The sequence below is a fragment of the Pseudomonas sp. 2,4-D genome (genome assembly GCF_030418155.1).
In the GTDB taxonomy this organism is placed as follows: Bacteria; Pseudomonadota; Gammaproteobacteria; order Pseudomonadales; family Pseudomonadaceae; genus Aquipseudomonas; species Aquipseudomonas alloputida.
This window is the reverse complement of the sequence record NZ_JAUHUI010000026.1, coordinates 61764-76691: the sequence shown is the minus strand read 5'-3', so window position 1 is coordinate 76691 and position 14928 is coordinate 61764. Positions and strand designations below refer to the sequence as shown.

At 60.4% G+C, this 14928-nt stretch carries 13 protein-coding genes; all 13 read left to right on the top strand.

The genetic code is table 11. The features are described from left to right. Nucleotides 1-408 precede the first annotated feature (408 nt). The 13 genes from QYE47_RS18240 (at nt 409) to QYE47_RS18180 (ending at nt 14927) form a co-directional block, all read left to right on the top strand. A complete protein-coding gene (locus tag QYE47_RS18240) occupies nt 409-1338 on the top strand; it encodes a ketoacyl-ACP synthase III (RefSeq protein WP_003254453.1) in 930 nt (309 codons plus the stop codon). Nucleotides 1339-1730: 392 nt separating this feature from the next. Further along, nucleotides 1731-3173 (top strand): flagellin, encoded by a 1443-nt coding sequence (locus QYE47_RS18235; protein ID WP_014590127.1) that lies wholly within the window; start codon nt 1731-1733, stop codon nt 3171-3173. A gap of 76 nt (nt 3174-3249) precedes the next feature. After that, complete coding sequence (locus QYE47_RS18230; protein WP_014590128.1) at nt 3250-3606, top strand: flagellar protein FlaG; 357 nt, start codon at nt 3250-3252, stop codon at nt 3604-3606. An 83-nt stretch (nt 3607-3689) separates the two neighbouring features. Next, a complete protein-coding gene (gene fliD / locus QYE47_RS18225) occupies nt 3690-5078 on the top strand; it encodes a flagellar filament capping protein FliD (protein ID WP_019438375.1) in 1389 nt (462 codons plus the stop codon). A gap of 127 nt (nt 5079-5205) precedes the next feature. Then, complete coding sequence (gene fliS, locus QYE47_RS18220; protein WP_019438376.1) at nt 5206-5607, top strand: flagellar export chaperone FliS; 402 nt, start codon at nt 5206-5208, stop codon at nt 5605-5607. 16 nt (nt 5608-5623) lie between these two features. After that, nucleotides 5624-5917, top strand: coding sequence for a hypothetical protein (locus QYE47_RS18215; RefSeq protein WP_014590131.1), 294 nt, complete (start codon nt 5624-5626; stop codon nt 5915-5917). A 168-nt stretch (nt 5918-6085) separates the two neighbouring features. Next, nucleotides 6086-7561, top strand: coding sequence for a transcriptional regulator FleQ (gene fleQ / locus QYE47_RS18210; protein WP_010955093.1), 1476 nt, complete (start codon nt 6086-6088; stop codon nt 7559-7561). 274 nt (nt 7562-7835) lie between these two features. Next, nucleotides 7836-8606: a glucose-1-phosphate cytidylyltransferase gene (rfbF, locus tag QYE47_RS18205; RefSeq protein ID WP_014590132.1), complete on the top strand. Its 771-nt coding sequence runs from the start codon at nt 7836-7838 to the stop codon at nt 8604-8606. Further along, complete coding sequence (gene rfbG / locus QYE47_RS18200) at nt 8588-9664, top strand: CDP-glucose 4,6-dehydratase (RefSeq protein ID WP_014590133.1); 1077 nt, start codon at nt 8588-8590, stop codon at nt 9662-9664. The genes rfbF and rfbG overlap by 19 nt, the downstream gene beginning before the upstream one ends. After that, nucleotides 9657-10979, top strand: coding sequence for a lipopolysaccharide biosynthesis protein RfbH (gene rfbH, locus QYE47_RS18195; protein WP_070383575.1), 1323 nt, complete (start codon nt 9657-9659; stop codon nt 10977-10979). The genes rfbG and rfbH overlap by 8 nt, the downstream gene beginning before the upstream one ends. Further along, the gene (locus QYE47_RS18190; RefSeq protein ID WP_014590135.1) at nt 10979-11671 is read left to right on the top strand and encodes a sugar phosphate nucleotidyltransferase; all 693 of its coding nucleotides are present in this window, start codon (nt 10979-10981) and stop codon (nt 11669-11671) included. The genes rfbH and QYE47_RS18190 overlap by 1 nt, the downstream gene beginning before the upstream one ends. Next, on the top strand, nt 11668-13032 hold the full coding sequence (locus QYE47_RS18185; protein ID WP_014590136.1) for a CBS domain-containing protein: 1365 nt from the start codon (nt 11668-11670) through the stop codon (nt 13030-13032). Before QYE47_RS18190 ends, QYE47_RS18185 begins: the two co-directional genes overlap by 4 nt. After that, nucleotides 13029-14927: an N-acetylneuraminate synthase family protein gene (locus QYE47_RS18180; protein WP_014590137.1), complete on the top strand. Its 1899-nt coding sequence runs from the start codon at nt 13029-13031 to the stop codon at nt 14925-14927. The genes QYE47_RS18185 and QYE47_RS18180 overlap by 4 nt, the downstream gene beginning before the upstream one ends. The last annotated feature ends 1 nt before the right edge of the window (nt 14928 follow it).

The window sequence follows — 14928 nt, the reverse complement described above, 5'->3', positions numbered from 1 at the left end:
AGCTTGAATTGCTCGGTGTACTTACCCATAGATCCCCCAAGGGTTGGATTAGTGTCCAACTTCTTGGGGGCAGTCCAATTTGTGGGAGCGGCCTTGCGTCGCGAAAGGGCCGCGAAGCGGCCGCATCGATATGGGCTGCGAAGCTGATCATTCGGGGTCCAGTGCCCGCCCGGTCATTCCGCAAATTCCCCAGTCCCCACACCCTCGCCACGGCTTTCGTAGCATTTCAATGTGACCAATGAGTCAAAACGCTCATCTTCCCTGTATTCTATGCAGCAGCTGTTGCAGCATTTTGTTACCGGTGCGCAGGCGAGCCCTGGCTACAACCCCTGGCGGTGACCGCTCCGGTATTTGGCGCCCTCAATTCATCGAGTGGTGGTCTTTGGCTGTTTTCATTGGGAAGCCAGAATGATTGGCATCAAAAGCATTGCGAGTTACGTGCCCACCGCTGGCCTGGACAACTACGTTCAGGGTGCGAAGTTCGGCAAGGACGAAGAGTTCATGTTCGGCAAGATCGGTGCGTCGTTCCTGCCGCGCAAGGCCGAAGAGCAAGAAACCTCCGACTTGTGCGTAGAGGCCGCCCAGGCGCTGTTCGCCAGCAACCCCGACCTTGATCCGCAATCGATCGATGCGTTGATCGTGGTCACCCAGAACGGCGACGAAGAAGGCCTGCCGCACACCGCAGCCATCGTCCAGAGCAAACTTGGCCTGTCTACCCGCGTGGCGGCATTCGACGTGTCGCTGGGCTGCTCCGGCTATGTGTATGGCCTGTATGCGATCAAAGGCTTCATGGAAGCAGCAGGCCTCAAGAACGGCCTGCTGATCACCGCCGACCCGTATTCGAAGATCGTCGACCCGGAAGACCGCAACACCACCATGCTGTTCGGCGACGCCGCCACCGCTACCTGGATGGGTGAAAACGCGGTTTGGAACCTGGGCCAGGCGCGTTTCGGCACTGACGGTTCCGGTGCCGAGCACCTGAAAGTCAGTGACGGCAAGTTCTTCATGAACGGCCGCCAGGTATTCAACTTCGCCCTGATCAAAGTGCCAGCGCACCTGCACGAGCTGCTGGATGCCAGCGGCCTGAAGTCGTCGGATATCGACGCCTTCTGCATCCATCAGGGCAGTGCGGCGATTGTCGACGCCGTGGCGCGACGCTTTGAAGAGCAACACCCGGAGAAGTTCGTCAAAGACATGCTGGAAACCGGCAATACGGTGTCCTCCAGTGTTCCGCTGCTGCTGCAGAAGCACATGCTCGATGGCAGCTGGAAGCGCGTGGCGATCAGTGGCTTTGGCGTGGGCCTGTCGTGGGGCTCGGCCATCCTGTACCGCGACTGATCCCAGTCAGACCCTGAAAGCGCCCGGCGGCCACCGCCCGGCGCTTTTTTTCTGCCGAAAATAAATGTCTGCCTGACGCAGCCCATTGTAGGAGCGGGTTCACCCGCGAAGAAGGCAGCTCGGTCTATGGCACCGGCTTCGCCGGTGTTCGCGGGTGAACCCGCTCCTACAGGCGGGATGAGGCATTCAGCCCATTCCAAACAGTTTTTGACGCCAATAAACCGCCCTTAACCCCTTGATTTCTCAGGGCTGGCCCCATGCCAGTATTTTTTTTTTGAAAAAACCCTCAAGCAACCCGCGCACCCGACGATAACCATTACGAAGGTTCTCTAGGCCAATCCGGCGGTTGCCAAGGCCGGAAGCCGCAGTACCCATCCAACGAGGATTTCGTCATGGCTTTAACTGTAAACACCAACATTGCGTCGATCACCACCCAGGGCAACCTGACCAAGGCGAGCAACGCTCAGACCACTTCGATGCAGCGTCTGTCCTCGGGTCTGCGCATCAACAGCGCTAAAGACGACGCTGCCGGCCTGCAGATCGCCAACCGTCTGACCAGCCAGATCAATGGCCTGGGCCAGGCTGTGAAGAACGCCAACGACGGTATCTCGATCGCCCAGACCGCTGAAGGTGCAATGCAGGCCTCGACCGACATCCTGCAGAAAATGCGTACCCTGGCCCTGTCCTCGGCTACTGGCTCGCTGAGCGCCGACGACCGTAAGTCGAACAACGACGAATACCAGGCTCTGACCGCTGAGCTGAACCGTATCTCGGAAACTACCACCTTCGGTGGTCAGAAGCTGCTGGACGGTTCCTACGGCACCAAGGCCATTCAGGTCGGCGCCAACGCCAACGAAACCATCAACCTGGCGCTGGACAACGTTTCGGCCAAGAGCATTGGCTCGCAGCAGATTAAATCCGGCACTATTGCGCCAAGCGCTAGCGGCGTTGCAGCAGCAGATCTGGTTGTAACCGGCAACGGCCAAACCAAGACTGTCAGCTATGATGAGGGTGCTTCGGCCAAAGATATTGCTGCCAAACTCAATGGCGCAATCGGTGGTCTGACTGCCTCTGCCAGCACTGAAGTCAAGCTGGCTGTTGCAAGTGGTGCAGCAGCCACTCCTGCCAACTTTGACCTGACCGTTGGTGGCAGCACCGTCAGCTTCATCGGTGTTACTGACACTGCAAGCCTGGCTGATCAGCTGAAGTCCAACGCCGCCAAGCTGGGTATCAGCGTCAACTACGACGAATCGACCAAGAGCCTGTCGGTGAAGTCGGACACTGGTGAGAACCTGAAATTCACCTCGCAGGCCGGCGCTGATGCCATTTCTGTGGGTGCGCGTGATGGCAATGGTGATTTCCCGGGCACGCTGACCACGCTTTCCGGTACTGCTAATGACACATCAGTTGTAACTGGCCAGATCTCCCTGGACTCTGCAAAAGGTTACTCGGTAGCCGATGGTGCAACCGGTACTGGCGCTACTGACCTGTTCGGTGCAGCTTCCAAGTCTTCGGCCAAGACCACCATCGCCGATACCGATGTTACCGACGCCACCAACGCCCAGAACGCTCTGGCCGTTATCGACAAAGCCATCGGTTCGATCGACAGCGTCCGTTCGGGCCTGGGTGCTACCCAGAACCGTCTGCAAACCACCGTCGACAACCTGCAGAACATCCAGAAGAACTCCACCGCTGCCCGCTCCACCGTGCAGGACGTGGACTTCGCTTCGGAAACTGCCGAGCTGACCAAGCAGCAGACTTTGCAGCAGGCTTCGACTGCGATCCTGTCGCAGGCTAACCAGCTGCCATCGTCGGTCCTGAAACTGCTTCAGTAATTCAGGCGCTTGAGTGAAGGGTGAAAGGGCGCGTTTACGTGCCCTTTCACCCTTTTTGACATGAGGAGTTCGAAACATGGACATGAGTGTCAAGCTGAACCAGGTGTATCCAGCCGTGTTACCCCAGGTGCCAGGAGCTGATCGCGAGCGGGATCCGGCTACGCCTGCCAAGGTGCAGGAAGCCGCTGCCTCCGATAATCAGCCACACTCGCGCGAGGACCTGGAAAAAGCGGTTGGCGAAATTCGTGATTTCGTCCAGTCGAGCCAGCGCCAGCTGGACTTTTCCATTGACGATTCCACGGGTCGGATTGTAGTCAAGGTGATTGCTACCCAGTCCGGTGAGGTGATCCGGCAACTTCCATCGGAAGCTGCGCTGAAATTGGCGCAGAGCCTCAGTGAAGCCAGCAGCCTGCTGTTCGACGGTCAGGCATAGGCTGGCATGATTTTTGTTGTTGTCGACTATTTGATGGATTTATCCGCCAAGGATCCGGCAGCTACTGAACAAGGAGAGCAATGATGGCAGGTACAACAGTCAGCGGTATTGGCTCGGGCATCGATACCCAGGCGATCGTCGATTCCCTGGTGGCCGCGCAAAAAGCGCCCAAGCAGGCCCAGATCAATACCCAAACGCTGAAGGCAACCACCACGTTGTCCTCTATTGGCAAGATTCAGTCAGCCCTGGATGCATTCCGCGGCGCTTTGACCAACATGACCGATACCAACAGCTTTGGGGGTCTGAGCCTGAAGTCTTCGGATGAAAAGGTCGCGACCGTCACCATGGGGACTGGGGCTGCGAACGGCTCGTTCAAGCTGATCGTCGACAAGTTGGCGACTGCGTCAAAAGTTTCGACCAAAGTGTATGCAGATGGTGCGGGATCGGTAGTCAATAGTGGCAGTACATCGACTACGCTGACCATCAGTCAGGGCGGCAAGGACTTCGACCTCAGTGTGCCCGCCGGCGCCACATTGCAGCAGGTGCGCGACAGCATCAATAGCCAGTTTGGCGTAGCGGGCCTTAGCGCCAACGTGCTGACGGATGCCAATGGTTCTCGCCTGATCGTCACCTCGACGAAAATGGGGGAGGGCTCTGACATTACCCTTTCCGGCAATTCGGGCATCGATACCGGCTATACCGTTGTCGATGAGCCGACGGACGCCGAGTACACCCTGGACGGCATTGCCATGAAGTCCAAGACCAATGACATTACCGATGCTGTCAGTGGTCTCAATATTAAGCTGGTGGGTGTTTCACCGATCAACGCTACCAGTAGCGAGCCTACGGCGACCATCCTCTCCCTGACTACCAGTTCCACAACGTTGAAGTCGGGCCTCAAAGGTTTCATCGATACCTACAACGCATTGTTGAAGGTGATGAACGCCGAAACCAAAGTGACCAAGAATGCCGATGGCACCATGACGGCTGCGGCGCTGACGGGTGATGCCACAATGCGCACATTGATGAACTCCATTCGTGAGGAACTCAATGCGGTAGCAGGCAACGGTACCTTGAAGTCGCTCGCTGCTTTTGGTGTCACTTCGGCCCAGGACGGCGGTGCGCTGAGCCTGGATGACAAGAAGTGGGACAAGGTTGCTTCCACCAACGCGGCGGACCTGACCAGTATTTTCAATGGCAAGGATGGCCTGCTGGCGCGCCTGCAAAAAGTCACCGAGCCATTCGCCAAGGCCGCAACCGGCACCCTCGCCGAACGCTCCAAAGTTCTGAGCGAAAGCCTGACCAAACTCAAGACCGAGCAGGACACCCTGGACGCCCGCATGGAAGCCCTGCAAAAGAGCCTGCAGGACAAGTACAACAACATGGATACCCTGGTCACCCAGCTGCGCCAGCAGCAGGACTCGGTGCTGAGCACCCTCAATGCACTGAACAAGGCGAACAGCGACGATTAATCCGTGAACCTTGCATGAAGTCCGTGCAAGATGCCGGGCTTCATGTCATCGGTCGGTAAAGTTTTTCGCTGCCTGCCCGATACAAGGAATATCTCCCCTTTAAGCCTGCCAGTCACGAGGTCGCAAGATGAATCCCATGAGAGCCCTTCGTCAGTACCAGAAGGTCAATTCCCATGCCCAGATTTCCGAAGCCACGCCCCATCGCCTGGTGCAGATGCTGATGGAAGGCGGCCTCGATCGCATGGCGCAGGCCAAGGGTGCGATGGCGCGTGGCGACATTGCGGAAAAAGGCCTGATGCTGGGCAAGGCGATCGACATCATCATCGGCTTGCGCGATGGCTTGTCGCCTGAAAAAAGCGAAAACCCGGAGTACGTCGAAAAGCTCGACGCCCTCTACGTCTACATGACCAACCGCCTGATGCAGGCCAATGTGGACAACGATGCCAGCATTATCGACGAAGTTGCCCAGCTGCTGATTACCGTGAAAAGTGGCTGGGACGGCATTGCCGACGCCCAGCCTGCCAGCTGATGGCAAGGAGATTACCGTGACCGCACTGCAACGCCTCGATGACACCTGCGATGCCCTGATCGGGGCCTTGGGTGAGCGTGACTGGGAAGCCATTGCCAAGCTGGATGTGGCGTGCCGCGCGTGCATCGACGAGGTGCTGGAAACCCATGCGATGGATCAGGCGTTGCTGCGCGAGAAGCTGGAAGGGGTGCTGCGGCTCTACCGCAATCTGATCGATGTGACAACCGGTGAACGCCAGGCAATTGCCGAAGAGATGATGCAGATCAATCAAGCGAAAAATGCATCGAAGGTTTACCATCTCTTCAGTTAAGATGCGCACGACTTAACAAAAGGCGCCATAAATTTGACTGTGTGGGCCTTTTTGACTTTACTAGTGGCTGTTTTCGAATTTCAGACGTCCGAACACTGACCATTCAGTCGGAATGATGTCGAGCACGCCCCTGCAGGGCGCCGATATGACTAGGGAAGTTGCTATTGCATGTGGCGTGAAACCAAGATTCTGCTGATCGATGACGACAGCGCGCGCCGCCGCGACCTTGCGGTGGTGCTGAACTTCCTCGGCGAAGAAAACCTCGCGTGTGCCAGCCATGACTGGCAGCAGGCGGTCGAGCCATTGTCCTCGAGCCGCGAAGTGCTGTGCGTGCTCATCGGCACCGTGAATGCTCCGGGCAATCTGCTTGGGCTGCTTAAGACAGTGGCTACCTGGGATGAGTTCCTTCCGGTTTTGCTTTTAGGTGAAATTTCTTCCGCCGAGCTGCCGGAAGACCTTCGCCGCCGGGTGCTTTCCAACCTGGAAATGCCGCCAAGCTACAGCCAATTGCTGGACTCGCTGCACCGTGCCCAGGTCTACCGCGAAATGTATGACCAGGCGCGCGAGCGGGGTCGCCAGCGCGAACCCAATCTGTTCCGCAGCCTGGTTGGCACCAGTCGTGCCATTCAGCACGTGCGGCAGATGATGCAGCAAGTGGCGGATACCGACGCCAGCGTGCTGATCCTGGGTGAGTCCGGCACCGGCAAGGAAGTGGTAGCGCGCAACCTGCACTACCATTCCAAGCGCCGCGAAGCGCCGTTCGTGCCGGTCAACTGTGGCGCGATCCCGGCCGAGCTGCTGGAAAGCGAACTGTTCGGCCACGAGAAGGGCGCCTTTACCGGGGCCATCACCAGCCGTGCCGGGCGTTTCGAGCTGGCCAACGGCGGTACCCTGTTCCTCGACGAAATCGGCGACATGCCGTTGCCGATGCAGGTCAAGCTGCTGCGTGTGCTGCAGGAGCGTACCTTCGAGCGCGTGGGCAGCAACAAGACCCAGAGCATCGACGTGCGCATCATCGCTGCGACGCACAAGAACCTCGAAACCATGATCGAGGACGGCACCTTCCGCGAAGACCTGTACTACCGCCTGAACGTGTTCCCTATCGAAATGGCGCCGCTGCGTGAGCGGGTGGAAGACATCCCGTTGCTGATGAACGAGCTCATTTCGCGCATGGAGCACGAGAAGCGCGGTTCCATTCGCTTCAATTCCGCTTCGATCATGTCGCTGTGTCGTCACGGCTGGCCGGGCAATGTGCGCGAGCTGGCCAACCTGGTCGAGCGCATGGCGATCATGCACCCGTACGGGGTCATTGGCGTGTCGGAACTGCCGAAGAAATTCCGCTATGTCGATGACGAAGACGAGCAGATGGTCGACAGCCTGCGCAGCGACCTGGAAGAGCGCGTGGCGATCAATGGCCACACACCAAACTTCAGCAACCACGCCATGCTGCCGCCCGAAGGCCTGGACCTCAAGGACTACCTGGGTAGCCTGGAGCAGGGACTGATCCAGCAGGCGCTGGACGATGCCAACGGTATCGTTGCGCGCGCGGCTGAACGTTTGCGTATTCGCCGTACTACCCTGGTCGAGAAGATGCGCAAGTACGGTATGAGCCGACAGGGCGGCGAGGACCAGGCGGAGGATTGACGCTTGGTAGGGCGCCTGAGATAGCCTCTTCGCGGGTTTACCCGCGAAGAGGCCGCCCAAATCACCCTCCATTCTTTCTTCTTCCGCGCTCGCTAGCCGGTCCGAATCGGCGCTGGCATGAGTTGAGCGCTCTTTGAAAAGCCCCCAGTAACAAAACCGATGCCGCACCCAGGGCGACCCTAAAGCAGGCATGCGTTTTGCTTTGACCAGCATAAAGGGCCTGGGGCCAGTTTTTTGTCGCCGCCCCCTCCGACCAATGCGGACCAACAACACAATGAAAGCAGTAATTCTGGCCGGGGGGCTGGGCACACGCATCAGCGAAGAATCCCACCTGCGCCCCAAGCCGATGATCGAGATAGGCGGCAAACCGATCATCTGGCACATCATGAAGATCTACTCGCACTACGGTATCAACGACTTCGTCATTTGCCTGGGCTACAAGGGCTATGTGATCAAGGAGTACTTCGCCAACTACTTCCTGCACATGTCGGACGTGACCTTCGACATGGCGGAAAATCGCATGGATATCCATAACCGCCACGCTGAGCCGTGGCGGGTGACGCTGGTGGATACCGGGGAAAACACCGCCACCGGCGGCCGCCTGAAGCGTGTCCGCGACTACGTCGGCAATGAAACCTTTTGCCTGACTTACGGCGACGGTGTGTCCGACGTCGATATTCCGCGCCTTATCGAATTCCACCGCCAGCACGGTAAGATGGCCACGGTTACCGCTGTACAGCCGCCGGGTCGCTATGGCGCCCTGGACGTGCACGGCGAACAGGTGCGTGGCTTTCAGGAAAAGCCGGCGGGCGACGGTGCCTGGATCAATGGCGGCTTCTTCGTGCTTGAACCGGCCGTGCTCGAATACATCCAGGGCGATGCCACCACTTGGGAAGACGAGCCCATGCGCCGTCTGGCCGAAGACGGCCAGCTGATGAGCCACTTGCACCGTGGCTTCTGGCAGCCGATGGATACCCTGCGTGATCGCACGTTGCTTGAAACCCACTGGAAAAACGGCGACGCAGCATGGCAGCTATGGCGCTGAACCCGGCATTCTGGGCAGGGCGCCGCGTCCTGCTGACCGGGCATACCGGTTTCAAGGGCGGCTGGCTGGCCGTGTGGCTGCGCCAGCTTGGCGCCGAGCTGCGCGGTTTCGCCTTGCCTGCCGCCACCACGCCATCGCTGTGGCAGGTCGCGCAACTGCAACAGCAGATTCCAGGTGATTTCGCCGATATCCGTGATGCCTCGGCCCTGGCGCGTGCCATGCAGGATTTCCAACCCGAACTGGTGCTGCACCTGGCGGCTCAGCCGCTGGTGCGCGAGTCCTACCGTGCACCAGGCGACACCTACGCCACCAACGTCATGGGTACGCTCAACCTGCTGGAAGCGGTGCGTGCCACGCCTTCGGTGCGCGCAGTGCTGGTGGTGACCACTGACAAGTGCTACGACAACCGCGAGTGGCCCTGGCCCTACCGCGAGCAGGATGCCCTGGGCGGCTTCGACCCCTATAGCAGCAGCAAGGCCTGTGTCGAACTGCTGTGCGCCAGCTACCGCGACTCGTTCCTGCGCTCCGCCGGCGTGGCCTTGGCCACGGCACGTGCTGGCAACGTTCTGGGTGGCGGGGACTGGTCTGCCGAGCGCTTGCTGCCGGATATCTTCCGCGCCTGGCAAGACGGTGAAGAAGTGGTCTTGCGCTATCCCCATGCGACCCGCCCCTGGCAGCACGTGCTCGACCCGCTGATGGGCTATCTGCAGCTGGCGCAGGGCTTGCTCACGGACGCCGAGCGATACGCAACAGCCTGGAACTTCGGCCCGGACAGCGCAGGGCTGGCCACCGTCGGCGAAATCGTCCGTCGTCTTGCCCTGCGCTGGCCAGGCGATGCGCGCTGGTCGGTCGCCGGCGATGTCCAGGCGCATGAAGCCAGTTTGCTGGCACTGGATTCCAGCAAGGCGCGGCAAGTGCTTTGCTGGGCACCGCGCTGGTCGCTGGATGACACCCTGAAACATACCCTGGACTGGCACCTGGCCTGGCGCGCAGGGCGTGACATGAACATCGTTACCCGCGAGCAGATCGCGGTTCACCAAGGCGGAATCCATGAGTGACAGTACGGCGCAGCAGTTGCGCCAACAGATTGCCGAGCTGGTCGGGCGCTATGCCGAGCTGCAGATGGCGCCCAAACCCTTCGTGGCGGGGCAGAGCAATGTTCCGCCTTCGGGCAAGGTGATCGGTGCCGGCGAGCTGCAGGCAATGACCGAGGCCGTGCTGGATGGCTGGCTGACGACCGGCCGCTTCAACGAGGCGTTCGAGAAGCGCTTGGCCAAGTACCTGGGGCGTCGCTGCGTACTCACCACCAACTCCGGCTCGTCGGCCAACTTGCTGGCGTTTTCCGCACTGACCTCGCCACGCCTCGGCGACCGGGCGATCAAGCCGGGTGACGAGGTGATCGGCGTTGCTGCCGGCTTCCCGACCACCGTCAACCCGATCCTGCAGTTCGGCGCGATTCCGGTGTTCGTCGATATCGAGATGGGCACCTACAACATCGACCCGGCGCTGATCGAAGCGGCCATCGGCCCGAAGACCAAGGCCATCATGCTGGCCCATACCCTGGGCAACCCCTTCGACCTCAGCGTTGTGCGCGCCCTGTGCGACAAGCATGGCCTGTGGCTGATCGAAGACTGCTGCGATGCCCTGGGTTCCACCTACCAGGGTCGCATGGTTGGCGCTTTCGGCGATATTGGCACCCTCAGCTTCTATCCGGCGCACCATATCACCATGGGCGAGGGCGGTGCGGTGTTTACCGACTCGCCGTTGCTCAAGCGCATCATCGAGTCGTTCCGCGACTGGGGCCGCGATTGCTACTGTGCGCCGGGCGAGGACAACACCTGCAGCAAGCGTTTCTGCTGGCAAATGGGGGGGCTGCCGCAGGGCTACGACCACAAATACACCTACTCGCATCTGGGCTACAACCTGAAGATCACCGACATGCAGGCCGCCTGCGCGCTGGCGCAGATGGACCGGGTTGATGATTTCGTTGCCGCGCGCAAGCGCAACTTCGCTTGGCTCAGTGACCGGCTGGCCGGTTGTGCGGACAAACTGATCCTGCCGCAGGCCACCCGCGAAAGCGACCCTTCCTGGTTCGGTTATCCGATCACCCTACGCGATGGCTGCGGCATCAATCGCGTCGAGCTGTTGCGCTACCTGGATGAACAGGATGTGGGCACGCGCTTGCTGTTTGCCGGGAACCTGACGCGCCAGCCCTACATGCAGGGGCTGCACTACCGGGTTTCCGGTGAGCTGTCGGTGACTGACAAAATCATGAACGACACGTTCTGGATTGGCCTGTGGCCGGGCTTGAGCGACGACCATCTGGAACACGCGGCGCGCTGCCTGGAAACCTACCTGCAGAGGCCGTGCTGATGCGCGCTTACGTCCTGTGTGGTGGTTTCGGTACGCGTCTGCGCAGTGTCACTGACTCGCAGAAGGCCCTGGTTCCCGTTCGCGGTGAGCCCTTTCTGGCGCGCGTACTAAGCCAGTTGGCCCGTGCTGGCGTCAGCGAAGGTGTACTGTGCGCGCATTACCGCGCCGAGCAGGTGGCCGAGCAGCTTGCCGAGCTGTCTCGCCAGGCCGGTCTGCCGCTGTCGATGGTGGTGGAGGAGAACCCTCTGGGAACCGGCGGGGCGCTGCTCAACGCGTTGCGCGAGCAACCTGCGCAGGGGAGGTACTTGGTACTCAATGCCGACACTTTTGTGGAGGTGCAGGGTTACCGTCAGATGCTCCAGAGCGAAGGTAACGCGGTACTGGCGGCTCGGGTCAGTGACCGCAGCCGGTATGGCAGCTTGGCGCTGACTGCAACCGGGCACATGGCTGCGCTGCAGGAAAAGGGCGTGCCAGGCGCCGGCCTTATCAATGCAGGGGTGTATGCCTTCACCGCGTCGGCCTTCACCACTACGCCTGTTCGTGCATGCTCCATGGAGCACGATCTGTTGCCTGAGTTGCTCCAGCAAGCGGCCGTGACAGTTGTCGATTACAGCGGGCGTTTCATCGATATCGGCACGCCAGAGTCGCTTGCGCGCTACACCCACGAATTTCTTCCGGATACTTCGCTATGAGCCTGCTTGTGCAGACCCTCAGCATTGGCGATCGCCAAAGCATTCTCGATGCAGTCAAGTGCATTGAGGCAGGCGCCTTGCAGATCGCCTTTGTGGTTGCTGACGACCGCCGTCTGCTGGGCGTGGTGACCAACGGCGATGTGCGTCGCCACCTGCTGCAGGGCGGCCAGACCGACCTGCCAGTAACAACTTGCATGAACACCCACTACCGCGCTGTTCAAGCCGGTGCGTCGCGGGAGGAGTTGCTCAAGGCTTTCGACCTGGGTTTCAACGCCATCCCGGCCGTGGATGAGCAGGGGCGCCTGGTGGAAGTCTTTACCCGCCTGATGGCGGCCAGCCCGGAAGTACCGGTACTGGCGCGGGCCCGCGCGCCGGTGCGCATGAGCTTCTGCGGCGGCGGTGCGGACCTGACATATTTCTTCATTGACCACCCGGCAGCGGTGCTCAGCTGTACTGTCGGTCTTTATGCTCACGCCACCCTTGTTCCACGGAGTGACCGTGGCATCCGCATTTTCTCCGAAGATCTGGGGCGTGAGGAGGACTACGACTCACTGGCTGACCTGCTAGCCGCCAGTGAAAAAAGCCTGTTGGCGACCATCGTTTCGCTGATAAAGCCGCAATACGGTTTCGATCTTTACCTGCGTTCGGATTTCCCCGTGGGCTCCGGGCTGGGCGGCTCCTCCGCTGCCACCACAGCCACAATCGCGGTATTCAATGAATTGCGCCAGGATCGCTGGAGCACCTATGAAATTGCCGAACTGGCGTTCCAGGCCGAGCGCCTTTGCTTCGGTATTGCCGGTGGCTGGCAAGATCAGTATGCCTCGGCCTTCGGTGGCTTCAACCTGATCGAGTTCGAGAACCAGCGCAATCTAGTCCATCCGATTCGCCTGGAAGAGGCGATCCGCAATGAGCTGGAATCCTGCCTGGTCCTGTGTGACACCGGCATTTCTCACGATTCAGGCCGCCTGCACGACCTGCAGCGTGAGGAGATGCAGGCCGAGTCCTCTCAAACAGACCTGCTCCACGCCAGCGTAGCGCTCTGTCGACGCATGCACCGCTATCTGATTCGCGGTGAGCTCCGCGATTTCGGCCTGTGCATGGACGAAGCCTGGCGCCTGAAAAAGTGCTTTTCCTCGGCCATTAGCCATGGCCACCTTGATCAAATCTACGCCGCGGCGCTGGCTGCAGGCGCGCTCGGCGGCAAGCTGCTGGGTGCCGGTGGCGGTGGCTTCTTCCTGTTCTACGTACAGCCCCAGCATCGCCAGCGTGTGGTGCATGCGGTGCGCGCACTGGGCTGCCAGACTCAAGGTTTCCGCTTTGAGTCCTGTGGTGTAACTTCTTGGCGGACGAAAATTCAATGACCCCAATTCTTCTCGACGGCATTGCCCTGGGTGGCGGGCGTGTCTACGTCATCGCTGAGATCGGCAACAACCACAACGGCTCGCTGGCATTGGCCAGGCAACTGGTGGATGCAGCCATTGCGGCTGGAGCCGACTGCGTCAAATTCCAGCTGCGCAATCGCGAGGCGCTGTACCGGCGCAAGGCTGATGGCTCGCGTGCCGAAGATCTTGGCGTGGAGTACATCCAGGATCTGCTGGACAAGGTTGAGCTGAGCCTCGACGAGCACCGCCAGGTGCGTACTTATTGTGCGCAAAAGGGCATCACCTATCTGTGCACTCCCTGGGATGAGCCTAGCGTCGATGCCCTGGCCCACTTCGATGTGGCTGCCTTGAAAATTGCCTCGGCAGACTTGTGCAACCCTTACTTGATCGCCAAGGCCGCCAGCCTGGGTAAGCCACTGATCCTGTCCACCGGCATGTCTTTCGAGCACGAAATCATCCGGGCCATCGAACAGCTCAACGCGTTGGGCACGCCTTTCGCGCTACTGCACTGCAACAGCGCCTACCCGGCACCGGAAGCGGATATCCAGCTCGGCTACTTGTGCCGCCTGCAGGAGCTGCATGGCCTGATCGGCTATTCCGGCCATGAGCGCGGTATTGCCATCACCCTCGGCGCAGTGGCCTTGGGCGCCCGGTTGGTGGAGCGCCACATCACCCTGGATCGCAACATGGAAGGGCCGGATCACCTCGCCAGCCTAGAGCCCACCGAATTTCGCCAACTGGTGGACGGCATCCGCCAACTGGAACTGGCGCTGCCTTGGCAAGGGCCAGGTCGCCATGCCAGTCAGGGCGAATTGCTGAACCGCGAGAACCTCGGCAAGAGCGTGATCGCTGCCCGCGATATCCCGTGTGGTGCGTTACTGGAGCAGGGCATGCTGCGCATCGCCAGCCCCGGCCAGGGCCTGCCGCCGTACCGGCTGCCGGAACTGCTGGGCAAGCCGGTACGGCGCGACATCGTCCAGGGTGACTTCCTGTTCGAGAGCGACCTGCAGGAACAGCAACCCGAGCAGAAGCTGGCGTTCGACATGCCGGTTCGCTGGGGGGTGCCGGTGCGCTACCACGACTTCCGCGACTACCGGCGACGCATCGAGCCGGACTTGTTCGAGTTCCATCTGTCTTATCGCGACCTCAGCCTGAAACCGCAGCCATTCCTGGCCGAAGTGGACTGTTCGCGTCTGGTGGTGCATGCGCCGGAGCTGTTCGAGAACAGTGAGCTGCTGGATCTGGTTGCAGACGACCCGGCCTACCGTCGGCGTTCTATCGACAATCTGCAGCGCGTGGTCGATGCCACCCTGCAGATCGGCGAGTTCTTCCCTGGGGCTGATGCCCGGCTGATCGTCGCCAACATCGGCGGTTTCTCCGCCGACGCGCCGCGCCCGCTGGCCATGCGCCCCGAACTCTACGAGCGCTTCCATGAAGCCTGCCGCCTGGTGGACTTCGCCGGTACCGAGCTGATCCCGCAGAACATGGCGCCGTTCCCTTGGCATTTCGGCGGCCAGCGCCACCAGAACATTTTCATGATGCCCGACGAACTGGCGGCCCAGGCCCGCGAGCACGGCTTGCGCTTGTGTCTGGACCTGTCGCACCTGCAGATGACCTGCTTCCACTTCGGCCTCGACTTCCAGGCCGCGCTGGCGCTGCTGCTGCCGCATTCGGCGCACCTGCACGTGGCCGATGCCAAGGGTACCAACGGCGAAGGCGTAGTGATGGGTACCGGCGACATCGACTGGCCGGCCACCTGGGCGCAGATTCGCAATCATCCCGAAGTCAGCTTCATTCCTGAAGTCTGGCAAGGGCACAAGGATCATGGTGCCGGCTTCTGGTCGGCGCTGCAGTTTTTGACGCGGCTTGCTTAAG